A 24554-nucleotide genomic window follows, 5' to 3' on the forward strand; every position below is an offset into this window, starting at 1 on the left:
CGCTGCATCAGCGCTTCATGTTGATACGACCGAATTCGTCATGGGTTGTTGCAGACAAGTGCGCACGCAGCCACTTGTGGGCCGGATTGCGGGCGTCGCGTTCATGCCAGAGCATGTCCACGTGTTCTTCCGGGGTCTGGAAGGGCAATTCCTTCACCACCAGCGCCTCGGCCATGCCGGTGGCGGCCACCAGGTGGCGCGGCAGCACGGTGATGAGCTCGGAGCTGGCCACGATGCGCCCGGCCGTGAAGAACTGGTTCACCGTCAGCAGGATCTTGCGCTCGCGGTTCATGCCCGCCAGCACGTCATCGATGACCGCATGGGGTTTGCCGGACAGGCTCACCAGCAGGTGGTCGGCGCTGCAATAACTGTCCAGCGTCAGCGGCTGGCCGGCCAGCGGATGGTTCTTGTGCATCACGCAGACATATTGCCCGGTATAGAGCCGCGCATGACTGATCTGGCTCTTGGCCATGCCCTGGCCATCGGCCAGCTGGGCGGTCACGCCGGGGAAGAAACCTACGGCCAGGTCAATGTCGCCGCGCAGCAGCATGGCGCGCGGGTCGCGGGTCGTCAACGGCATCATGCGGATCTTGATGCGCGGGGCGTCGCGCATGATGGTGCGCACCAGCGAGGGCAGCCACAGCGCGGCCGTGGCATCGACCATCGCCATCCGGAAGGTGTTCTGGGCGCGCGAAATGTCGAAGCTTTCCGGCGCGATCACCGCTTCCAGCTCCGATAGCGCCCGGCGCACCGTCGGCCACAGCTCTTCGGCGCGCGGCGTGGGCTTCACACCGTGGGCGGTGCGAATGACCAGGTCATCGTTGAGGGTGTCGCGCAGGCGGCGTAGCGCATTGGAGACAGCCGGCTGCGTCATGGCCAGCAAATTGGCGGCGCGCGTGAGGTTCTGCTCGGTCATGACGGCGTCGAATACGCGCAACAGGTTCAGGTCCAGGGTGAGAAAGCTCATAGGGCGGGCCTTTGCGGCGGTAAGGAGAGGCAGTATGGACGCCGGTGATCGCCGGCAGAAAGATTATTCACAAATTATATAACTGATATCCGAAACGGAAAGTGGGCAAACAAATGTGAGTTCACTACACTGCAATGCAACATAACACACAACGTCAAGGATCGAATCATGGCAACCATCGCACAAAGCACCAACAGCACCTTCAAGAGCAAGTTCGCCGCCGTCATGCGCAACATCTTCATCCACTTCGTCAAGGCCCACGAGCTGCAAGCCGTTGCTCTGGTCGCCGCCGAACAGGATCGCGCTACCGGCGCCCGCCAGCTGAACCGCATGGCCGACAAGTTCGAAGCCACCCAGCCGAACCTGGCTGCTGAACTGCGCTTCATCGCTTCGCGCGGTTAATTGAAGGTTTCTGCTTCACCAGATTCAAGTTTTACCGGTCGCGCATGACTTCTGCGTGACCTTGGCATCAGCCCCGAGCGGCCGATGCCGGTAGTGAAGGATTTCGGTAGTTCCCGGCGCGTACGGCGCTTATGTTGACGCTGATTCGATCAACGCGTCAGGACACCGATCCGTTGTCTCCTCCTCCCTCTTTAGGAAGGATTAACCCCGCAGGCCCAGCCTGTGGGGTTTTTTTTCGTGGGTCCGCGACAAGCCGCAACCGGCGGGCTTCCTGTCCTTGGAGGCTTCATCTCCGCATCGCCGGATATGAGCGTTTCGCCCGATTCCCCATGCCAGATATTCAGCGCGCCCGGCCTTGGCGTCAAACCCCGTTGTAAATCTGCATCAGTGCCGTCAAGAAAGGGCCGCCCGGACGACTTCATCGGCACACCCTGGTGATCTTGTCTCCCGCTTGAAGCGGGTTCCGGGGCGATATGAAGAATTTTGTGGCCAGAAACCGCTTTATTCACAAACGCTATAACTGATATGAGAACTCTAAAGTAGTCATACAGGAGGCGAACCATCATACTGCGACGCAACAACAGTGAACTTGAACGCCGCGCAATCGTGCCGCGGCCTGATTATCAGAGGTAGAAATATCATGTCCTTCCTGAACCTGGCCTTTCCCGCAGAAGCAGCCCTGCCCTTCGCGCAGTCCTTCCTCGGTTTGATGGCGGCTTATGTCCGTCCGGCGCTGGGTCTGGGTGCACTGGTGACCCTGGTGATGGTGTTCAAGCCGCTGATCCTGGGACTGGCGCAAGCCGCCGTGCTGCTGGTCAAGCCGCGCAAGTCGCTGGAGCAACGCATCCTGGCGCACAAGTTCAGCGGCAAGATGATGTTGAACCGCATGGCCAACGAATACAGCCTGTCCCAACCAAGTTTTGCCGCCGAACTGCGCAACATGGCCGCGCGTGACTGATCCAGTCCCCGCCTGACCGTAGTTCGAGGCCCACCGGCTTCTGGTCGTGTAGTTGAAGTTTTGTAGGTCGTACTGTGTCTCCTCCTCCCTCTTTAGGAAGGATTAGCCCCGCCAGCGCAAGCTCGCGGGGCTTTTTTTGTCCACAGCCCGCGTCATGGGCGGCGGCAATCGTGATAACTTGTCCATCTGACTATCCTTACAGCCTTACCGCAAGACATCATGTGCCAGCTTCTCGGGATGAACTGCAACACCCCCACCGACATCGTCTTCAGCTTCACCGGCTTTGCCACCCGTGGCGGGCTGACCGACCATCACCGCGATGGCTGGGGGATCGCCTTCTTCGAGGGCTCCGGGGTACGCACCTTCGTCGATCACCAGGCCGCCGTGGATTCGCCGGTGGCCGAGCTGATCAAGCGCTATCCGATCAAGTCGCAGCATGTCATCGCCCATATCCGCAAGGCCACCCAAGGCCGCGTCACGCTGGCCAACTGCCATCCCTTCGTGCGCGAACTCTGGGGCCGCTATTGGGTGTTTGCCCACAATGGTGACCTGAAAAACTTCACCCCCACGCTGGACGGGCCTTTCCGGCCGGTCGGCACCACCGATAGTGAACTGGCCTTCTGCTTCATCCTGCAGGAGATGCGCAAGCGCTTTGGCGATACCCTGCCCTTGCTGGCCGACCTGCGCGTGGCGTTGCGCGAGATCGTCGACGGCATCGCCAGCCATGGCACCTTCAACATGCTGCTCTCGGATGGCTCGGCGCTGTACACCCACTGCTCCACCAATCTCTATTACATCGTCCGCCAGCATCCCTTTGCCAAGGCCAAGCTCTCGGATGAGGATCTGTCGGTCGATTTTTCGGAAGTCACCACCACCCATGACCGGGTGGCCGTGATCGTCACCCAGCCGCTGACCAATAATGAAGTCTGGACGCAATACCAGGCCGGTGAAATGAAGGTCTTTGTCGACGGGGCCGTGGTCGATTGAGGCCGGCCAGTTATCTTGTCCACAGCCTGAATTTCACGGCATTTCATTTGTCCACAGGGAAAATCGGGGACAGGATCCTGCCTGCTCCCGTGTTTTGCACAGGCTGTTACAAAAAACCTCGTCCCCAAGGATGAGCTTGTGTTTTCCACAAGCGCACCACTCTGTCCCCCTATCACCCGCCCCTCAAGCGCCTTTGCGTGAACGCGACGCAGATGGCTGCTGCGCAGCCTGTGGATAGATCAAGTTTTTCAGGGTTTTTTGCCGGTTCGCCTGTGGATAACTTCAGTTTACCGGAGTAAAATGCGTCCCTCGTTTCGCGCCCGGACGACTTCGTCCACAGGCCCGTCCCCAGGACGCGGCAGTCGGGCGCCGCAATCATCCGACAAGAAAGCTTCATGGAAAACTTCTGGCAGGCCTGCTCCCACAAACTTGAGCAGGAGCTGACGCCTCAGCAATACAGCGCCTGGATCAAGCCGCTGGTCCCGCTCGACTTCGAGGACGGGCTGCTGCGCATTGCCGCGCCCAATCGTTTCAAGCTGGACTGGGTCAAGACGCAGTTCGCCAACCGCATCACCGCGCTGGCCTGCGAATACTGGGACGCGCCCACCGAAGTGCAGTTCGTGCTGGACCCGCGCGGCAACCAGGGCCGTCGCCCGGCCGCCAACGCGCAAGCCAATGGCGGTGGCGCCAGCGGCCTGGGCCTGCCCAACCACGAGCAGCTGCACCTGGATCCGGAACCGGCCCAGCCGGTACGCGCGGTGGCCCCGCGCCAGGAACAGTCGCGCATCAACCCGGTGCTGACCTTCGACAACCTGGTCACCGGTAAAGCCAACCAGCTCGCGCGCGCAGCGGCTACCCAGGTGGCCAACAACCCCGGCACGTCCTACAACCCGCTGTTCCTGTACGGCGGTGTGGGCCTGGGTAAAACCCACATCATCCACGCCATCGGCAACCAGGTGCTTGTGGATAACCCGGGCGCCAAGATCCGCTACATCCACGCCGAGCAATACGTGCGCGACGTGGTGACGGCCTACCAGCGCAAGGGCTTTGACGATTTCAAGCGCTATTACCACTCGCTGGACCTGCTGCTGATCGACGATATCCAGTTCTTCGGCGGCAAGAGCCGCACCCAGGAAGAATTCTTCTACGCCTTCGAAGCGCTGATCGCGGCCAAGAAGCAGATCATCATCACCAGTGATACCTATCCCAAGGAAATCAGCGGCATGGATGACCGCCTGATCTCCCGCTTCGACTCCGGCCTGACGGTGGCCATCGAGCCGCCCGAGCTGGAGATGCGGGTGGCGATCCTGATGAAGAAAGCCTCCGCCGAAGACGTGGTGCTGTCCGACGACGTCGCCTTCTTCGTGGCCAAGCACCTGCGTTCGAACGTGCGCGAGCTGGAAGGTGCGCTGCGCAAGATCCTGGCCTACTCCCGTTTCCACGGCAAGGACATCACCATCGACGTGGTCAAGGAAGCCCTGAAGGACTTGCTCTCGGTGCAGAACCGCCAGATCTCGGTGGAAAACATCCAGAAGACCGTGGCCGACTTCTTCAACATCAAGGTCGCGGACATGTATTCCAAGAAGCGCCCGGCCAACATTGCCCGCCCGCGCCAGATCGCCATGTACCTGGCCAAGGAGCTGACCCAGAAGAGCCTGCCGGAAATCGGCGACCTCTTCGGCGGGCGCGACCACACCACCGTGCTGCACGCGGTGCGCAAGATCGCCGCCGACCGTGCCAAGAGCCCGGAATGCAACCACGAACTGCACGTGCTGGAGCAAACCCTGAAGGGTTGATCCGGCCGGCAAGGGCGCGAAAACGCCTGTGGATAAATTGACATGCCGCCCGCTTCCAGCGTGAACCGGGCGGCATTTCTTTTCCACAGGCAATGCAGCAAAACGACGGTGAATTTGGTCAAAATCGCCTGTGGATAATTGAAAAATGCCGCCTTCGGCGGCATATGAAAGAAAAGACAACACGCCCGTCCACCCCTCCTTTTTTGCCTTCGGCCGGCCCTCCCTGCCCCCTGCCGCACTACTCCGAAGAGGGGATGATTGGTACAATGGAAGGCGTTATTTCGCAGGCGGACGCAAGGGCCGGCCATGGAGCAGGAAATCCGCGAAGTAGCACGGAAACTTCGAATAAATACCCGGCAAGATCCGGCAAAAGTATTCAAATGTTCCAAACGTATAGCCAAGTGGTTCTGGCTGCCCGGGTTTGTCAGGCGCAGATGGACAATGCCGGGTCGCTGTATCACCAGCTCTTCGGGAACGGGTATCGGACCGGCAGCGGCCGGTCATGCACTAGCAGGAGCGTTGCGTATTTCAGGAAGTGAGTTCTGCAGTGCGCCGGGCAGGTTGCACTGCAGGCAGCAGCTGTTTTTCACCAGAGGAGGAACACGCGCGACATGGGCATGACTGAACGCCGGCCAACGGCGCCCTTTAAACCACTATTAGCAAGGACAAACTGACTATGCAATTGGTTAAAACCCAACGAGACACGCTCCTGCGTCCTCTGCAGATCGTGAGTGGTATTGTCGAGCGTCGGCACACTTTGCCGATTCTGGCCAATATTCTCATTCGCAAGGACGGCGAGAAGGTGTCTTTCCTGTCCACCGACATCGAAGTGCAGATCACCACGCACGCCGACGTCGGTTCGGGTAGCGAGTCCACGGCCACCACGGTCGCGGCCCGCAAGCTGCTCGACATCCTGCGTGCCCTGCCGGATTCCGGCGAAGTGTCGGTCTCCCTCTCCAACAAGCGTCTGACCGTGCAATCGGGCAAGTCCCGCTTCGCCCTGCAGACCCTGGCCGCCGAAGAATTCCCGACGGTGGCCCAGGCCGAGCACTACAACGCCCAGGTCAACCTGCCGCAGAAGACCCTGAAGCACCTGTTCAACATGGTTCACTTCGCCATGGCCCAGCAGGACATCCGTTACTACCTCAACGGCCTGCTGCTGGTGGTGGAAGGCAAGAACGTCATCGCGGTCGCCACCGACGGCCACCGCCTGGCCTTCTGCCAGGTCGAGACCGAGCAGGATTTCCCGCGCCAGGAAGTCATCATCCCGCGCAAGACCATCATCGAGCTGCAACGCCTGCTCGACGACAGCGATGATGAAGTCCAGCTGCAGATCGCCAACAACCAGGTCAAGCTGACCTTCGCCGACATCGAGCTGATCTCCAAGCTGGTGGAAGGCAAGTTCCCCGACTACACCCGCGTGGTGCCCAAGGGCTACAAGAACAGCTTCACCATCAGCCGTGACCAGCTGCTGCGCTCGCTGCAACGCGCGGCCATCATGACCAGCGACAAGTTCAAGGGCGTACGCTGGGTGATCGCACCGGGCAGCCTGAAGATCAGCTCCACCAATGCCGACCAGGAAGAAGCGGTCGAAGAACTGGAAATCGACTACGGCGGCGACACCGTCGACATCGGTTTCAACGTCAGCTACCTGCTCGACGTGCTCAACAACCTCAAGAACGACTACGTCAACATCGCCCTGGGCGATGCCAACTCGTCGGCCCTGATCACCATCCCTGACAACGCCGACTTCAAGTACGTCGTCATGCCGATGCGGATCTGAGCAAGCCCGCTCCACGCGCCCGAGGGGCCGTCCCAGACGGCCCCTCGGTTGCTTTTAAGAATTCCAAAGATTCGTCCCCAGAATTCCGTTTTTTGCAGCTCCCTAGTCGTTTGGCTAGCATTTTCAGAAGGTAACCATGTCCTCCAGCCCCGCAGACAACACCAATTCCGTGCAACAAAGCTATGGCGCTTCTTCCATCCAGATCCTGGAAGGCCTGGAGGCGGTGCGCAAGCGTCCCGGCATGTACATTGGCGACACCTCTGACGGCACCGGCCTGCACCACCTGGTGTTCGAAGTGCTGGACAACTCGATCGACGAAGCCCTGGCCGGCTACTGCAGCGAGATCCACGTCACCATCCACGCCGACAATTCCATCTCGATCACCGACAACGGCCGCGGCATTCCCACGGGCCTGAAGATGGACGACAAGCACGAACCCAAGCGTTCGGCGGCCGAAATCGTGATGACCGAACTGCACGCCGGCGGCAAGTTCGACCAGAACTCCTACAAGGTCTCCGGCGGCCTGCACGGCGTGGGCGTGTCCTGCGTGAATGCACTGTCGAAGAAGCTGAAGCTCACCATCCGCCGCGACGGCCGTGTCCACGCGATGGAATTCGCCAAGGGCATCGTGCAGAACCGCGAGCTGGAGATGATCGATGGCGTGCAGGTCTCCCCGATCAAGGTCGTGGGCGAATCCGACAAGCGCGGCACCGAAGTCCACTTCTGGGCCGACGAAGAAATCTTCACCCACGTTGAATTCCACTACGAGATCCTGGCCAAGCGTATCCGTGAATTGTCCTTCCTGAACAATGGCGTTCATATCAAGCTGACCGACCAGCGTACCGGCAAGGAAGAGGACTTCGCCTTCGAAGGCGGCACGCGCGGCTTCGTGGAATACATCAACAAGAACAAGAGCATCCTCAACCCGACCATTTTCCAGGCCACCGGCGAGAAGCAATCCGACCAGGGCACGCTGGTGTCGGTGGACGTGTCGATGCAATGGAACGACGCCTTCAACGAGCAGGTGCTGTGCTTCACCAACAACATCCCGCAGCGTGACGGCGGCACCCACCTGACCGGCCTGCGCGCCGCGATGACCCGCGTCATCAACAAGTACATCGAAGAAAACGATCTCGCCAAGAAGGCCAAGGTCGAGATCTCCGGCGACGACATGCGCGAAGGCCTGACCTGCGTGCTGTCGGTGAAGGTGCCGGAACCGAAGTTCAGCTCGCAGACCAAGGACAAGCTGGTCTCCAGCGAAGTGCGCGGCCCCGTGGAAGAAATCGTCGCCAAGACCCTGACCGACTTCCTCGCCGAGAAGCCGAACGATGCCAAGATCATCTGCGGCAAGATCGTCGAAGCCGCACGTGCCCGTGAGGCCGCCCGCAAGGCACGCGAACTGACGCGCCGCAAGGGCGTGATGGATGGTTTGGGTTTGTCTTCCAAGCTGGCCGATTGCCAGGAACGCGACCCGGCCCTGTGCGAGCTGTACATCGTCGAGGGTGACTCCGCAGGTGGCTCGGCCAAGCAAGGCCGCGACCGCAAGTTCCAGGCCATCCTGCCGCTGCGCGGCAAGGTCTTGAACGTGGAGAAGGCGCGCTTCGAGAAGATGCTCTCTTCCGAGCAGATCACGACGCTCATCGCGACCCTGGGCACGAGCATCGGTGCTGACGAATTCAATCCGGACAAGCTGCGTTACCACCGCATCATCATCATGACCGATGCGGACGTTGACGGCGCTCACATCCGCACGCTGCTGCTGACGCTCTTCTATCGCCAGATGCCGGCGCTGGTCGAACGCGGCCACATCTACATCGCTCAGCCGCCGCTGTACAAGGTCAAGGCAGGCAAGGACGAGCGCTACCTGAAGGACGACTTCGAGGAAGCGCAGTACATGATGCAAATCGCCCTGAACGACGCCGAGATCAAGCCTTCCGAAGGTGCTGCGCCGATCAGTGGCGAAGCGCTGGTGGAACTGGCACGCCAGTACAACACGGCCAACGCGATCATCATGCGCCTGTCGCGCGCCATCGATGAATCGGCCCTGAACGCCATCATGACCGGCGGCGTGGCGCTGAAGATGGACAACATCGAGCAGGCCACCGCCACCGCGGAAGAACTGAAGAAGGCCATCAACGACATCAACATCGACGTGCAGGCGCGCGTGGATGAGCATAGCGAGAAGGTGGCGCTGCATATTCATCGTCGCCAGCATGGCAACATCAAGGCGACCGTGATCGATGCGGACTTCGTGAGCGGCCCGGATTACCAGCAGCTGTCGACGGCGGCCGAGACCTTCAAGGGTCTCATCGGCAAGGGTGCCATCGTGGCGCGCGGCCAGGGCGAGAAGCGCAAGGAATCGGTCATCACCGAATTCCGCCAGGCCATGGCCTGGTTGCGTGATGAGGCTGAGCGTGGCGTCAACAAGCAGCGTTACAAAGGTCTGGGTGAGATGAATCCCGAGCAGCTGTGGGAAACCACCATGGATCCGACCGTGCGCCGTTTGCTGAAGGTGCAGATCGAGGACGCGATTGCTGCGGATCAGATCTTCATGACCTTGATGGGCGATGATGTGGAGCCGCGTCGGGCGTTTATTGAATCTAATGCGTTGCAGGCGGGGAATATTGACGTTTGATTCGCTTGTAGCAGGAGTTATAACCTGAGATTTTGAGAAGCATAAGTTGAGATATTTATTGATGGGCTTCTCTCTATAGCTTCGACAAAACGTACTTGGCCACCCACCCTGGCGGAAGGAACAGCGGCCACCTCATTGAGGTGGCCGCTGTTTTTGTACATGCTTTGCGCGCTAACTAAGATACGGAAAACATTGCTTATATATTTGACGCCGTATCTCGAAAGTTAGTTGTTCATAAAGCCCAAAATTGATGGTTGCGTAATCCAATACTCCGGAAGTAAGGCCGCCATCAAAAATGTGACGATTGGTCCGTGGCCAAATAGTCTACATGGATGGTTAATTAACGGGTGAATACAATATCAAAACGTTTTGGCGACAAAGTCCGTGCACTGCGGAAGCGGCGTGGATTATCGCAAGAAGAATTTGCAGATCTATCCGGTTTTGATAGGACTTACGTTAGCGGTATAGAACGGGGCATTCGCAATCCGTCCCTTATTGCTATAGAAAAAATAGCAATAGCTCTAGAAGTATCTCTTTCTGAATTGTTCGAGAGTTTGGACGAAATCAAATGAGCAGTGGGACTTAATAAAGCACTGGCATTATCTATTTTGACTGGCCACGATTTTCTTAGGCTAGCTTTTTATACGGGGAAAAAATGTCGCTCACTGCGCTGGATGAGTTAGCCCTTACAAAAGTATTAGATTATTCGGTCTCGCTTACAAGAAAAAATACGCCCAAGTTGTTACCTCTGTCCCTCTATATATCGGAGTTAAAAGGACGCGAACAAATTGCCGGGTGCCTAAAAACGATTCGTGACGGAAAGCCTTTGTCCGACGTGACTCGGAGTCGCGATCGCTATTTCAATTCTCTATTCAATCAAGGTTTAGTCGATGGTAATGCGTCAAGTCCGGTATTGACGGCGCTGGCGAACTTCTATCTTGAGCCATTAGATCAAGGGGCCGACAGTGGATTTTGGCAGGAAGATGGCGGAGACCAAGTCGAAGCTCAAGTGATTCGTGCCCTGGTACGCGAGTTATCGCTCGGCCGGCGATCTAGTGAGTTTTTCAAGAACGCATGGTACGGTGCTCAAACATTTTTTGACTATGTTCCTGATGAAGAAATTGCGTCCATCCTAAATGATAGAGAGCGTATGTTGTTTTTGTTCCATATCAATTCTAATGGGTGGGAGATTGGGCGTTACTTCAGCTTGTCGAGCGCAGATCGCATGGCTTTTGAGCAGGCTTTTAAAAAAATCAAGCCCTCAAAGGAATGGACTCCGCAATCGCCAATAGAGATCGCCGCAACACAATATAAGGACGCTGCACAGACTACCCAGAACGACGTTCGCTTTCGAATTAGCGGCTTTCTTAAAGCGTTTAAGCTGCTTAAAGATGAGCTCGGAGAGAAGCTACCGCGGCTGGATAGAAAACTTGTATTGCGGAGTAGTGTTTACGACGGAGCAGAGGCTCACTATCCGGAGGAAATTCGTGCTCCGAGAAAAATTCATCCTGATTTACCTCGTCAACTCATCATTACTGGATGTCCAGGTTCCGGTAAAAGCTATTACGTCAACGAGCTAGTTAAAACAGCTGACTACGTAGTGAGAACGCAATTCCATCCAGAATCCTCTTTTTTTGATTTTGTTGGAGCATATAAGCCGCACCCGGTGTATGAAGCAATTGACTCGAGCCATCCGCTTGTCGAAGGCGATGGAACGCTTGGTTTGAGGGGGAGACCTCTTATTGACTATCGATTTGTGCCTGGGCCATTTATGCGAGCTTTGGCTTATGCCCTTTTAAATCCGTCAGAGACCGTTGCGGTTGTAATCGAGGAACTTAATCGGGGAAATGCTGCATCAATTTTGGGTGATGTTCTGCAGTTGTTGGACCGAGACCAGGTTACCGGAGCAAGCCAGTATGAAATCGACATAACGCCCGAACAGAAAAGCTATTTCTCATCTCTGGGAGTGTCGGTAAATTCTCTGCGGTTACCGTCAAATCTCTTCATCTGGGCGACAATGAATAATGCGGATCAGGGCGTGTTTCCTCTGGATACAGCCTTCCGGCGGCGGTGGAACTACGTCTATAAGGGATACACTGAAGTATGTGGATATCCCGCTGAAAACTGCAGAATCGAATATGGAGGCCTCTATTACAATTGGGATCAGTTTAGAGGCGTGCTCAATAATCATCTGGTAGAACAGGGGATTCACGAAGATAAATTAATTGGGCCGTATTTCCTTACTGAGCAGCAGTTGGCAAATTCTGAAGCAGTGCTTCAAAAGCTGTTTCTATACCTGTGGGACGATGTTCTACGCTTTCGACAGGAGACACTCTTTTTAGCCAAGAGTTTTTCTGGCGTAAGTAGAGATTGGAAAGATGGGAAAGGAAGTCCCCTAACTGGGCTGTTTAACAGCGCTTTAAGTAAGGCTATTCAGGAGCAGAGTGATGCTGAAGATCCGATATTAGCTCCGGAGGAGACTTGAGCAAAATTACCGTCCTCGAAGGGCAGTTATATAGGGATAAGGAGTGGCTACAACGCTTGGGTATTAATTCCGAAGAATTCAAGTTTCTTGTTAATTCGAAAATTTTTCGGGCCGAAGAAAGTGCTTCCTATCAGCTTTCTTTTGTGGGGATCGTAATTTTCTCCAATTCGCTGCTTTTAGCGTTGCCGAAATTCTGCGACGTTCAGAATATTAGTATGCAGCGTATCCTGGAAATCCTCAAAGTTTACTTTCGTCGCAGTCAAAAAAGGCGTCCAATCACCGATCAGCGTCGTGATCCGGAATTTGGTAACGAACAGATTCTTCGAGAATATGACGCAATGTATGCTTTGAGAGATTGGTTTTTCCATCATGGGATATATCGACGTGATGAAGCAGAAACCGGTAAATCTGGAAAAGTACATTGGGCTAAAACTATCTCAAAAAGAATCCCGTTATTGTCTAGATCGGGAGTTGTCTACCCTGAAGTTATCGGGGAACGCAAGGTATCAACTTTTAACGAAATAAGTTCACTCCAAATTGAAATCCTTCAATATTTGCTCAAGCGCTATGACGAAGACCTGCCGTTGCAAGTGTCCCAAGCGCAACAGTCCCAGGAGAATTACCTCCTGAGAGACATTCTCCATCCTAATAAACGCCCTTTCTTGTTGCGTCGACTGGCGTTAGAGAAGCGTGAAGTATATCAATCCGAGAAGGTTCGGCTGCTGGATTTGCTTACTCAAATAGTCGATTCTCGGCTCGCTGAGTCTGCGTCTCAGCCACAGATCTACGGCACCACAGCATTCTATTCAGTTTGGGAAGACGTCTGCCGGAGCGTTCTCTGTGGCACAGCTCCTCTTGATCCTGAGTCCCTTCTCGGAGAACCTGTCTGGAAAATTCCGTTGGAAAGAGGCGAGGTTAAAACCTACCGGATGCGGCAAATACCGGACATGGTTTTGATAAGAAATTCGTGGCGGTTCATCATAGATGCCAAGTATTACTATCGTTTTCCATTTTCTCATCCGGGCGCCCAGGATATTGTGAAGCAGTTTTATTACCTCGATTCGATGCAGCCTACATCAGATCAAATAGCCTCTATATTTTTACTCCCCTTGCCAGGTGCTCATAAGGCACAGTTTCTAGGCATCGCGACTATTGAAAACGGTCAGCGGAATTTTGGAAGTATCGAAGCATGGGGGCTTGATCCTGTGATGTTACTCAACCACTACGTGGCGCAATCCCCCGCTGGTCACAACTCCTTGATTGACCCCATTCTGCTTGCTCGGGCGAATATGTCCGAAATGCGGAGCCAAGCCCCAGCGTTCGTTAGCAGCCAGTGAGGGTAAAGATGGAGCCGTCTTGCGCAGAATCTTCTGTCTGATGCCGTGGAATAGATACTCATTGACTAAACTCTTTTGTTCACCAACTCTGCTTTGGTAATTTTTCCGAATTTCGAGCGCTGGAATTATTTCGCAGCCTTTGAACAGCGATCTATCTTCAAAAAGCTCCTTCAGTTGGTGAAGTCCTTCATCAGTAGGGTTTTCTACGTTTGCCCAATGATTCCAATGGTTACGCCCGCCGTAATAACTAACCACGACATGATCGGCATCTACTGAACTCATTAGCTTGTGAAGGCTAGAAATAAATCGGTCTCGGAAACAAAAGTCGCTAGTAAAATCATCTTCGGGGTGTTGACCACGCACGTGAGCTAGACCCGTTACATAGGTCTCTATTTCGGAGAAAAAAGGGTAAGCCGCAATAAAATTAAGTAAATGATAATACGCGCTGTATTGACGGAAATTATACGGCGGGTCTAAGTAGCAAATATCGTGATGAGCAAAACTGGCGGCAGCTGCTATCGCATCTGCGTTAGCGGTCTCAGCAATCGGGCCATTGAATGAGATAAGAGGAAGCCGCAGTTGGAAGTTCTGCTCTGCGTTCGGCCAGAGGCGGTCTCTGTTAAAGTCATGGAAGGTACCATTAACATTTGCTGTAATGACCGTTTCTTCCAATACGGACGCGAGCAACAAAAATACTTCATTTCTTTCTAGCCTGCCCTCACACCACCATTCGCGAATGCAATTTAAAACGCCATCAAGAAATAAGGCATTCTTCAACGAAAAGTAGTTTCTCTTACCTGAAGTTCCTCGTTTACTTATAAACGACGAGTGAGCTCCCCATTGGCTGAAGTGCTCATAAATTATTCCTGGCTTCGTGTTGTTCTCGCCAAGGTCTTGAAGTGCGGACAGAACAAATGGGAGATTTCCCATCGACCGGTAAAGCATCTTAATGTCTGTTTCCGCCGCATATAATGCGCCATATCTGGCTACATTTCGCTCGAGCTCAGTTTGCAATTGACGGGAGCGCAATGATTCCATCTTTGGCAGGCGTACTCCGAAAAAATGCGGAGAACTACTAGTACAAAGATAAGCCTGTGCCAATACATAGCTGAATCTATTGACATCACACGTCGCTGTCTGCCATCCCCGAGCACGAAAATAACGAGAAACATTGTTGGTACCAGCAAAAACATCCGATATGCTTTTTGCTTCTGGTATTTGCTCAACAAAGAACCTCTCCAGCAAAGGAAGAAGGGTCGCTTTATTGCCTAGGTACTTTTCCATTAGCGAGCCGCTTCGCAAATGATTAGACATTCCGCGTTAGAGCGGATACCTGAATTCAAGCTCTTGGAATTGAGCTTACGGTGACTGTGCTCGTCGATTTCTTCCAACGATACATTGCGATAGTATTTAGACGCGATGTCCATCATTTCTTTCAAGGTCAACAAACGAGGTCTGTTTCCCTGAGCTTCGTCATAAGGGGAATAAGATAGGACTAGAGGAGCCCCATTTTTTGCCGTTGCAGAAAATAGTCCATCAAAAGCTGAATGGGCTTTTGATGGAATGCAAAATGGGGACTGATACCTGCCGCCTCTATAGACGCCGCGCATTACAGTGATTTCGCCACGTTTAGCCATCTCGTCTAATTTCGGTGAGTCTCGAAGCGAAATTGTTTCAAGCACATGATAGAAACGAGAATAGTGATCGATTGTATATGGTGGGTCGGCATACCAAGCACGACAGCTTTCATCCTGAGAGACAAAATCTAATACATCACCGCAAACTACCTTGTGCTCTTTTGACGGCTTCAAAGTATGAGCATACCAACGAGATGCCCAAGAAGAGAAAACATGAAAGGTGTCTAACGAGCGGTCGCGAATCGCCCGCTGCAGAAGTATCTCGGGCGTCGTCCCATCTGCTTTGCGTAATTTCATTGGTTGTGCAAACTGCTTTCCAACTGTATTCACCATTTCACTGGCGGCACTGAGTATTACCGCGAGCGCAGTTGAGTGATTCTTAAAGTCCGTGCTAGCGATCAGTATTGAATCCAGCGCGATAGCTTGGGGATAGGAAAAGTAAGGCCCACCAAAATACCTAAGAGCGGTCGTGTCAGCTGTTGATAATCCCAGTCTTTTCAGATTTCGGCTGCTCGACTTCAATGCGGATTCTAAGTAAGAAGAAATCGTCGCGGCAGGACGTTGTTCAAATACTGCGAGAGAGCCATGTTCGATGAGTTCGGCAAGAAGTGTGGTTCTTCCTTCCTTCGCTTCGGCTATCGCGTCCTGTTCTACTGAAATAAGAGGTGCTAAAGCGCGTCCAAGCTGGCTTTCGACTTCTCTAGCTCTGTGTTCAAACTCAGGCTTTAGAAGTTCGGAGAAGTGCCTCGCACTACTGCGTAAGCGTGCAGCAGATAACACTGCCGAATACGATTGAATATCCACGGCAGTTACCGGATGCGAAACCGCTATAGCAGAGCTCACTACCCCCGTCCCCGAAAACAAATCTCCAACACGACACGATCGCGGCGCAACTTGCTCAATGATTGTTGCAATAGTTTCCGCCAGACGTAATTTACTTCCCAGGTACTGAATTGGACGAAAGGGGCGCGGCGCAGTAGCTGAAGCAGTTGGCATTCGGGAGAGATCTTGAATTTCTAACAATCTTTTTGACATTGGCTTGGAGCGTCCGCTTTCCCAGTGTGCGACAGTAATCTGGCTTACAGAGAATCTCGCACCGAATTGAGTTTGAGACTCTTGTAGTCGTTGGCGAAGTTCTTTAATTGCATTAGCATCCATAGATGTATTATATAACACATCTATCATTCTGGAGCGCCCCACTCACAGCTCTAGATGAATTCTGTTTCCATGTCTCAGGCGGGGTACTACGCTTTCACTCACCAGGCAACATGCTGCTCACTGATTGCCTATGAATGCAGAGGGCGCGCTCAAAAGCGTCAATAACTTTCTTTCTAGGCGGGCCGATATCAAGATCCGGCCCGATCAATGGATCAATTGCAATCGCTATATCCAAGCCGCGCGTTCCTCGAAGCACCCCGCACATAACGCGAATTTCCTCAGCTGAAGGCATCAAGTGTGTCTCTGCTTCGGTTGTATCCTGTGCAACCAGATGCAGAACACTTGCCCATTGGGAAAATGCATAATCATCTAAATAAAACCTCTGTTCGTTCCACTGGACTTTATTAAATACTTCCTCAACGTACAGTTTAAATAGGTCGCTTCCAATCCGTCGGCATTCGAAATGATGGCCGAGCATAAGGAGCACGCGAAGAGTGCTTCGTGCAAACTCTGATGCTTGTTCGAAGTGGCCATTTTCTAGACTCAAAAATACTAATATCGTCAGGCAAGCAAGGACATCTATGCTGGCTCTATGCTCAATTTTCTCCAGCACTTGGGGCCAGTCATGATTGCGAATCTTATCTCGGCCATCGAACACCAATATTTGCAGTTCTGGTTCAAGTTGCCGCAGCCACTTTATTGAATTTATTGAGCGTTGGCTGCTTGGGCGCAGAACTTCCCACCATATATGGTGTATCTCCCAACTTGAGCCGGGAACCAACAAATCCACTCGAGCTACGAGTGCCGGCTTCGGTGTGTGGTCACCCTTCTTATAGGTTACCCAGGTGGACCGATTAAATAGGATCCCGTCTTTATTCCTTCCGAAACCGTCCGTGACGAACAGTCGCTCAAGCGCATAGGCACTAGTTAGGCCGGTCGCTTGGCGAACACCTTCGTACCAATAAATCCGCCTTATCCTCTCAACAGGGTCGGCTTTGGACGCAGAATTTTTGGTCATGCTGACTTTTGTGACGGATTACTAAAGGTCGCGTTCATTGTGCAAAGCTTAATATTTTCAAAGAGTTAGATTCATAAGTTATCAAAAAATAGAGTGACATACTACCCTCGGCGTCTATCTAGGCCTTCACCAGCGGAGTTGCTAGTATTTGATGTGACTAATCGTGACAGAGCGAATGACATGAATCCAACGCATATCAATGAGCCGCTGGCGGTCCTTTTGGATAGAGAATTAACAAGTCGGTACGGCCCCATTGTGTCAAACGACAACCTACGGCTGGTGCTTGGATACTCGTCGATGGAGGCCTTCCGTCAGGCCGTTTCACGCAAGACAATTCCTATCCCGGTTTTCGAGATCGAAAATAGGCGTGGCAAGTTTGCGCTTGTTAAGGATGTTGCCGCATGGCTTGCGGCTCAACGGGAGCGCGCTTTGAGCGACGATATAGCAATCATGAATGCCGCAGAGACGCCGGCGGCCGGTTCCACAATTAAATCTGGAGGCGACTGATGACATAACCTCAATTCAATCGCGGGTAAAGTTGGGGTGCTAGAACGACCAAAGCCCAAGAGTTGGAGCTCTTGGGCCTTGTATTTACTGCTTGGATATTGACTGATCCGGCACTGAGTATGGTCCTTCCCGAATCCACTGTCAACGCCTTGAACTCCTAATGGGCCGTTCAAGTGGGTTCGTACGTCCCCTGATATTTCATTTTCTTGCTGGCTCCTTAAATTTGGACGCTTGGCACGATACGCCTATTGCCCCGATGCGTCAGGGCGATACGTATGTGGAATCTATCTGGCTGGAGGTCACATGACAAAGCGCAAGTTCATCCATCGGTGGGCGCCAAGAAATAAATGGCAACCTACAAGCCTGTCATGGAGTACTGCTATTGCGGCAAAAGCTATAGTGAAGCAAGCAAGAGCTGCCTGGAGGCTGGTATGAAAAGCGTACCATCCTATGGCACTCGTAGTCGTCGAAATGCGGCGAATGTTGGAGTCCGGTTCACCGCTCGGACATACGGTAAAGCTCGCATCGGCACCTATGCAGAAAAAGCCGATGGCCACATTACCGTCGAATCCGACGCAGAACGACTGGTTGCACACATACTCAGCATCGACCCGCGTGTGCGCGCATTTAAGCAACAACCGTTCACCGTTGACCTGGTCAGCGAACGGCTGCTGTTCACGCGCGAAGAAGTATATGAGGCACGTAGAATGCGTGGATGCCGCACCGGAGAGATGGAGTACACACCAGATTTTTCTGTGGTTCAGACCGATGGTCTGCTTTGTGCGTACGAAGTCAAAATTCAGGGCTACGAGGGTGACGACCAGTACTGGATGAAACTCGAGCGTGCTCGGAAAATCATGGAGGCGTACTGCTATCCGCTATCTACGGTGATTGTACCTGCGGACGAACGGCATCCAGTCATCGTCAACGCTCAACTGCTAAAACCAGCGTTAGCGCGAGCCCATACATATCTGACGCCGGACATCATCGAGCGAGTCGAGCGCTATTGCGAATCCGGCCCGGTGCTTCAACACGCACTGTGCACCAGCCTCCAGATTCCGACGGCGCTGATCCCGCCACTGCTTGTTACTGGGGTGCTGCAGGCAGACTTGGCACGCCACCATATTTTTGCAGCACTGGAGCTGTCGGCCGGATATGGCGATCTGAGTCACCTTTGCTTGATAGAGGAGCTGCGGCCATGATGTCCGACCTGCGCATTGGTGACAGACTGACGTTGCCTGGCAATCCGGATAGCTACTTGGAGGTACTGGACGCTCGTATCCATGCCGGCACCATTCATATTTTCGATGCAAATAAACGTGAGGCCCGCTATGTCGACGAATCCGGCATTCGGGACCGAATCGCAACTGGATGCCTAATACTGCGTCGAAAGGGGCTACCTCGCGTTGGGATCGCCGCCCAGTACGATAATCCGAAACTTCATGCCCAGGTTAGATTGCTCCAGGATGCACTTCGGCGTATCGATGCTATCTGCTCGAAATGGAAACTATCGTTTAATGCAGCGATTTCCCATGCTCGTGAAGCCTACGAGAAAGAAAACGCAGACAAACTAATTTCCTGCAGATTTCCATCCCGTCCGACCCTGTTCCGAGCGCATAAGAACCAACTACTCGGCCTGCCGGTTCTTAAAGGAGACAAAAATAAGGGCAATCGAACGGCTAGGTACTCGATTGAGCTTATCGAATTTGTCCAAGGTGTAATTCAGAATGAGTTTCTTGTCACGGAGTCCAAGTGGACAGTTCTGGATCTGACCAACTACGTCAACCGTGAAGCTCGGCGTCGCGGACTACATGTTGCCCAATGCTCTATAAGCCGAAAATTCATAGCTACCGCTATAGAAGAGCTGACCGCAGATGCTGAATATGATCGGATGGATCCACTGAACCGGGTCGCTGGAAAGTCTTTCGCTAAAAGGCGCATTCGGGCGGCGTTTCCTTTCGCTCGAATTGAACAGGATGCATTGCATCTACCATTCGTAGTACGCACTCCCCATGGCGTCGCTCGAACAATCTATTTGATATTGGCAATAGATGTCTGCACTGGGTATCCAGTGGGATGGCGTCTTGTGATTGGCGCCCCTCGGGAAATAGACTCGCTGTTATGCATTGAGATGTATTTGACCCCGGCCAAGGTGGCCCGCTTCAAGGAGCTGGGTATCGCACATGCACTGAATATATATGGTACGCCTAGCCAAGTCATTTTTGATAATGGTCCGGAGACTAAGGGCGGCCGAATCGTTCGCTTGGAATTGTTGGAGATAGACGTCAAGCATTGCAAGGCGAAGGAAGCGCAAGGTAAGCCATTCATTGAGCGTCTGAACAGGTCGCTTAAGGACGCGTTACAGCTTCTACCTGGGTGTACACGTTTCGAAGGAAAGGACGGTAGGCGTGATCCGGAGGCCTTAGGCGATGACTTGATGACTATGGACGAGCTTGAGAAGTGGATTGTCCGATGGCTTTACGAGAGTTGGATCAATTCTCCGCTCGACCGTCTGCGCTGGGATGAACTTCTTGTCGAATCAGTCAAAGGAAAAACGCCGCTTGAGCGGTTGAATTACCTGACGGAAGACAGGGGAATTCCTATCACCATGCCGCCGTCTCGGCAGCAATGGCTTACAGCGCTCTTCGAGCATAAAAATTGCACGCTGAGTGCCAAGACTGGCATCACGATTGCACATGGGTTTCGTTACAAGGGGGACCCAATCTCATATCTGTTGGCCAAATACGGTGACCGCGCGTCGCTCCACGTGGTTTATAACCCCGACGATTTTCGCCAGGTATATGTGTATGAGGACGATGACCTGCCGCTTATCACGCTAACGCACGAACATGTCCGGCCAGAAACACCTGCATGGACGTTTGCGGAAGCTAAGGAACGATTTGATTCGGGCTTGGATGACTGGGATGTTCCAGATGCGAAGGGGAAATTCCAGCGAGAACTTGACGAAGCAGTTACCGGAAATAGAAAAGAACGGAAAGCCAAATCGCGCGGCAAACGTGAAGAAAATAAGGAAACGGTCCGCCGAGCCAAAGAATGCTCGGCCATCCAGCGAACGATGGATCGGCCGCTTTCACCGACTGCCCCGTTTGGCCCTTTACCTTCGGCTAAACAATCATTACCCGCTGAAGAAATTCAGGAGCCCGTCTCGTACGACGATGCACCGCTGATGACCATTGTGAACAGAACGACAGGAGAAAAACTACTGTGACGCCAGCTCAAAAATTGCGTCGGGATATCGAGACTTGTGAGCTTCCTCACCCGTTTTTTATGGAGCATTTACGTGTACTTAAACAACGCATCGATGACGCTCTCGCTGATTTAGCTCCAAAAATTATGCGGGTACCCGGACCTAGTGGAGTGGGTAAATCTTCCCTCATTGCCACACTCGCGCGCGACTACCGTGAAACCCGCAACGACGGTCGCCGCCGCGTGCCCGTATTGGTGGTGGAAGTGCCTCAATCGGCAACAGCAAAATTGCTCCCGAAAAGCGTACTGCGTGCATTGGGAATTGAAGTTTCTGGCCGGATGACAGCCGGAGCCATGTTCGATTTGATGGTGACGCAGCTGCGCCTAGCCGGCACACGAGTAGTAGTTTTTGATGAAATATCTCACCTCGTTGATGAAGGGTCGCGGGTGCCACCGCGTGCCTCCAGTGACTGGCTTAAGACTCTGACTGATAAACTCAACATGACATTGATTCTGTTTGGAATTCCTAGACTAGAGAGATTATTTTCCGCCAATGAACAGTTGCGCCGTCGCGCTTGTCCTGCGCGTAGCTTCCTGCCATACGATGCTAGCGACAGTCAGCAGATGACGGCGTACTTTTCATGCGTGGTGAATTATGCGCGCTTGTTTGCTGCGGCTGGCTACCCCATTGACGTACTTCCACGAGTGTTGACGCAGCAAACCTATCTCCTTACCGGTGGCCTGATCGGGGTGCTTGCTGACTTCATGCGTGAATTGGCAAGCTCATTGGCGGCTGAAGCGCCGCGCGCCATCACATATGCAGACTGTCAAAAAGCAGTTGAGTACGTTAGCCATGCAGGATCACCGCACAAGTTAGCTTTCGAAGATGCGGATAGCGAAGAAGTGGATGTGGCACCGATCATATTGAGGCAGGCTTACGTCCATGTTCTGACCAGTAATACTGCATCGGTGCCGATTCGTAAAAAGACAAGAGAAAAATCATGAGCCTTATCGTCACTTATGCATCTCGAGATGATGAATCTGGAATGGGGTACTATCGCCGGCTTTCAGATGATAATGAGCTGTCCGGCTGGCGTAATCTCGCCGACACAGCCTGCGTCGAGCGTAGTCGTGAGGCATTGCTCACGCGGACGAAGGATGTTGCCCTAAATCTTGGTCTGGAGCCTGATTGGGCAGAATCCGCTAGACAAAAAGAAGAGTGCTGCCGCAATTGGGGCCATCTACACCGTACAAGATATGATGCAGTGTGTCCGGTTTGCTTAGCTGAATCGCCTTACCTTCGACATCAGTGGGAACATACATATGTCACGGCCTGTCCGCAACACCACGTGCAATTGGTCGATCAATGCGACGCCTGTGGACATTACCTTTCTCCAGAGCGGCTCCACATCGGATTCTGCGCGTGTGGACACGATCTTAAAAATTTACCGCGGTTGCTGGCGACCCAGGCACAACATTGGCTGTCGCTGCTAATCTCGAGTAACGGCCGACAACAGCCGGGCAGTACTAAGCTATTTGTGAACGACCTGGATGTTAATGTTCTGGTGAAGGTGATTCGAACGCTTTGCATACATATAGATCCCAACCGACCCAAATTGCCGCGTCGTGCCGCCTTGCCAAAATCCATCGCCGAAGCGGTCGAATTTCTTGCACCACTTGAAGCGCTATGTGCTGACTGGCCAACGGGCTTTCGGATGCATGTTGAGCAGCGGATAGTCGCTGGACGGAAGGATGCGCGCACGCTGAACACGTTACTGGGAGATTGGTATATCAGCCTACGAAAGTTATGCCAGAGCTCAGCATTCGAACCGCTCTTACAGGTCATCATTGATGTGGCGTCCGAAAAATCCGATTGCCTACTTGGTTTGGACTCCGCCAAGGCCATCGCCAAAGATACGACCGGATACATGCGGGCACCAGATGCAGCAAAGGCCATGGGTATCAGCGTTTCACGTCTCCATGAGTCGATTCAGCTTGGTGAATGCGAGCACCGGACGCGTCGTACAGGTACCCGCGGCCAGGTGTATGAGATTCCATGTGCTGAGGTGGAGCGGATCCTTCTGCGACGTGCCGGATGGATTTCCGACAACGTGGCCTGCGAATTGGCAGGTGTTATGCCTGCGGTGCTTGACCGAATGAAAGCTGCTGGAGTTATCCGCTCAGACGTTCGTTGGCGCGAAAATCTCATGAAAGCTGGTCCGGTCGAGCGCCAGTCTATAGATGACTTGTTCTTGCGGATAAGCCGGCAAGCAGAGCTTACCGGCATGACCGACGACACTAAGATTTCATGGGCGCAACTCACCTCTCGTCATATGGGTGACAAAAGAGCGATCGAGTCTCTGATGACAGCAATTGCAAATGGTGACGTGAAAGCCATCGCGCATGCTCGTATACTCGGTAATATGGCTTTTAGGCGTACCGACGTGTTGGAATATTTTGGTACGCCATTACTCGAAGCCGGCATGTCTATTCAGCAGCTTGCAAGGACAACCGGCTGGAAATGGGAGTCTATTGATCACCGGGTGAATGAAGGTCTGCTGGCATCCGAAACTATTGAACGCCGTGGCCAATCGTGCCGAGTTATATTGCCACATCAGTTGCTAGCGTTTCGCCAGTTGTATGTGCCATTGGCTGATCTGGCCCATTCTATGGGTACGAAAGCGTCTGCACTCTCGCGCTTGTTGCCCAATATCGAGCTGGTCGGAGCGAAGCGGCTTCCTGATGGTGCCATGCGGGGCGGGCTAATTCGACTTGCTGATCTCGGCCGGCTGGCTGTCATCGGGGCTCGGGCGGGGCACGACTTTTTTGTGTCGGCGGCGTAACTCCCTGGCAGGTCTGGTAACACTAAGGGGATAAAGTGAGCAGTCAAAACGACGATCAGAGCCGCACGGGAGAAGACGATCTATGGATTGAGCTGGAAAGGCTGATTGAGCATGATGATGGGGCAGCAGCGCGATCACATCTAGAGGCTGGCCGCTGGATTACATATCGGGATAGAAATTATCCTGGCTTCATAGTGCGCGAATGGCCCAACGGCAAGCGCGAATTGATACAGGGAGACCGGCACGGGAATATCATTGTGCTTCGTACTCTTTGAGAGCGGACTTTGTTATAACGCCTTCCAATGCGTGATAAACTGAAAAAAACAGGCTGCAAATTCCGGCAAGCATCCATTAAAGATAATGCATTGTTGCAGGTCCGTATGTATCGATTGCACTAACGTGATTTTTAAAAAGCAAGAATTTCTGGTACATTGATGAGATTGCCCTTGAGGCCTTAGTTTTACCTATGCCATGTTTGGCATAGAAAAAGCCCAGCTTCTGTTGGGCTTTTTTGCGTCCGATCTAATCTGAACACAGACCTTTACGTCACTGATCTGATTGACCACGTTCAATGAAATACATAAATTGAAATTAAGTATTTTATTTATTGATCAATCGAAACGGTGTTCACAATGATTTCGAATTCGGCAAATATCTCTGGCTGCCGCTGCTGAAGGTAGAGCGACACCGCCTTGTTCTCAAGTAGTTTTGCCAGGTATCCCTTTGCTAGTACCAGATGTATAAAGTGGACCCATCCGTCAAGACAGCGTTTGCCAGAATTTAAGCTGCATCCATGACTTCACTTGCAGCAGAACAGCGCTGCCCTGATCCTGC

Annotated in this window: 17 protein-coding genes and 1 pseudogene; 14 read left to right on the forward strand and 4 right to left on the reverse strand. The window is 53.3% G+C overall.

Going from position 1 to position 24554, the window contains the following annotated elements; translation table 11 throughout:
- Positions 1 to 7 precede the first annotated feature (7 nt).
- On the reverse strand, positions 8 to 967 hold the full coding sequence (locus CEJ45_RS20710) for a LysR family transcriptional regulator (protein WP_034330421.1): 960 nt from the start codon (positions 965 to 967) through the stop codon (positions 8 to 10).
- A 168-nt stretch (positions 968 to 1135) separates the two neighbouring features.
- On the opposite strand from CEJ45_RS20710, the gene CEJ45_RS20715 reads away from it, so the two are divergent.
- The 9 genes and pseudogenes from CEJ45_RS20715 to CEJ45_RS25195 all read left to right on the forward strand — a co-directional run.
- Positions 1136 to 1369, forward strand: a complete 234-nt coding sequence (locus tag CEJ45_RS20715) for a hypothetical protein (protein ID WP_034330420.1) — start codon at positions 1136 to 1138, stop codon at positions 1367 to 1369.
- 640 nt (positions 1370 to 2009) lie between these two features.
- On the forward strand, positions 2010 to 2327 hold the full coding sequence (locus CEJ45_RS20720) for a hypothetical protein (RefSeq protein WP_088756963.1): 318 nt from the start codon (positions 2010 to 2012) through the stop codon (positions 2325 to 2327).
- A 219-nt stretch (positions 2328 to 2546) separates the two neighbouring features.
- The gene (locus CEJ45_RS20725; RefSeq protein WP_088756964.1) at positions 2547 to 3314 is read left to right on the forward strand and encodes a class II glutamine amidotransferase; all 768 of its coding nucleotides are present in this window, start codon (positions 2547 to 2549) and stop codon (positions 3312 to 3314) included.
- A 395-nt stretch (positions 3315 to 3709) separates the two neighbouring features.
- Complete coding sequence (gene dnaA, locus CEJ45_RS20730) at positions 3710 to 5110, forward strand: chromosomal replication initiator protein DnaA (RefSeq protein WP_008333930.1); 1401 nt, start codon at positions 3710 to 3712, stop codon at positions 5108 to 5110.
- A 676-nt stretch (positions 5111 to 5786) separates the two neighbouring features.
- Entirely contained in the window at positions 5787 to 6893 is a 1107-nt protein-coding gene (gene dnaN, locus CEJ45_RS20735; protein WP_039782907.1) for a DNA polymerase III subunit beta, read from the forward strand.
- A gap of 136 nt (positions 6894 to 7029) precedes the next feature.
- Complete coding sequence (gyrB, locus tag CEJ45_RS20740; protein ID WP_088756965.1) at positions 7030 to 9528, forward strand: DNA topoisomerase (ATP-hydrolyzing) subunit B; 2499 nt, start codon at positions 7030 to 7032, stop codon at positions 9526 to 9528.
- A gap of 347 nt (positions 9529 to 9875) precedes the next feature.
- On the forward strand, positions 9876 to 10100 hold the full coding sequence (locus CEJ45_RS20745; RefSeq protein WP_088756966.1) for a helix-turn-helix domain-containing protein: 225 nt from the start codon (positions 9876 to 9878) through the stop codon (positions 10098 to 10100).
- Between the two features lie 83 nt (positions 10101 to 10183).
- A complete protein-coding gene (locus tag CEJ45_RS24650; protein ID WP_141107032.1) occupies positions 10184 to 12013 on the forward strand; it encodes an AAA family ATPase in 1830 nt (609 codons plus the stop codon).
- 143 nt (positions 12014 to 12156) lie between these two features.
- Positions 12157 to 13110 (forward strand): annotated as a pseudogene (locus CEJ45_RS25195) (LlaJI family restriction endonuclease); the annotation flags it as partial.
- A 114-nt stretch (positions 13111 to 13224) separates the two neighbouring features.
- Here the strand turns inward: CEJ45_RS25195 and CEJ45_RS20760 are convergent.
- The 3 genes from CEJ45_RS20760 to CEJ45_RS24655 all read right to left on the reverse strand — a co-directional run bounded on the left by CEJ45_RS20760 (position 13225) and on the right by CEJ45_RS24655 (position 17163).
- A complete protein-coding gene (locus CEJ45_RS20760) occupies positions 13225 to 14634 on the reverse strand; it encodes a DNA adenine methylase (protein WP_158214936.1) in 1410 nt (469 codons plus the stop codon).
- Positions 14634 to 16145, reverse strand: coding sequence for a DNA adenine methylase (locus CEJ45_RS20765; protein ID WP_158214937.1), 1512 nt, complete (start codon positions 16143 to 16145; stop codon positions 14634 to 14636). Before CEJ45_RS20765 ends, CEJ45_RS20760 begins: the two co-directional genes overlap by 1 nt.
- A 94-nt stretch (positions 16146 to 16239) precedes the next feature.
- On the reverse strand, positions 16240 to 17163 hold the full coding sequence (locus tag CEJ45_RS24655; protein WP_141107033.1) for a hypothetical protein: 924 nt from the start codon (positions 17161 to 17163) through the stop codon (positions 16240 to 16242).
- A gap of 180 nt (positions 17164 to 17343) precedes the next feature.
- Between CEJ45_RS24655 and CEJ45_RS20770 the strand changes: the two genes are divergently transcribed.
- The 5 genes from CEJ45_RS20770 to CEJ45_RS20790 all read left to right on the forward strand — a co-directional run bounded on the left by CEJ45_RS20770 (position 17344) and on the right by CEJ45_RS20790 (position 23720).
- The gene (locus tag CEJ45_RS20770) at positions 17344 to 17670 is read left to right on the forward strand and encodes a pyocin activator PrtN family protein (protein WP_206601759.1); all 327 of its coding nucleotides are present in this window, start codon (positions 17344 to 17346) and stop codon (positions 17668 to 17670) included.
- Positions 17671 to 18017: 347 nt separating this feature from the next.
- Positions 18018 to 18872 carry a hypothetical protein gene (locus CEJ45_RS20775; RefSeq protein WP_241517390.1) on the forward strand — a complete coding sequence of 285 codons (855 nt, stop codon included), beginning with the start codon at positions 18018 to 18020 and terminating at the stop codon, positions 18870 to 18872.
- A complete protein-coding gene (locus CEJ45_RS20780; protein ID WP_088756971.1) occupies positions 18869 to 20899 on the forward strand; it encodes a transposase in 2031 nt (676 codons plus the stop codon). Before CEJ45_RS20775 ends, CEJ45_RS20780 begins: the two co-directional genes overlap by 4 nt.
- Entirely contained in the window at positions 20896 to 21882 is a 987-nt protein-coding gene (locus CEJ45_RS20785) for a TniB family NTP-binding protein (protein WP_167386319.1), read from the forward strand. The genes CEJ45_RS20780 and CEJ45_RS20785 overlap by 4 nt, the downstream gene beginning before the upstream one ends.
- Complete coding sequence (locus tag CEJ45_RS20790; RefSeq protein ID WP_088756972.1) at positions 21879 to 23720, forward strand: TniQ family protein; 1842 nt, start codon at positions 21879 to 21881, stop codon at positions 23718 to 23720. The genes CEJ45_RS20785 and CEJ45_RS20790 overlap by 4 nt, the downstream gene beginning before the upstream one ends.
- Positions 23721 to 24554: the final 834 nt, after the last annotated feature.

The organism is Herbaspirillum aquaticum (genome assembly GCF_002213425.1).
Taxonomy (GTDB): Bacteria; Pseudomonadota; Gammaproteobacteria; order Burkholderiales; family Burkholderiaceae_D; genus Herbaspirillum; species Herbaspirillum aquaticum.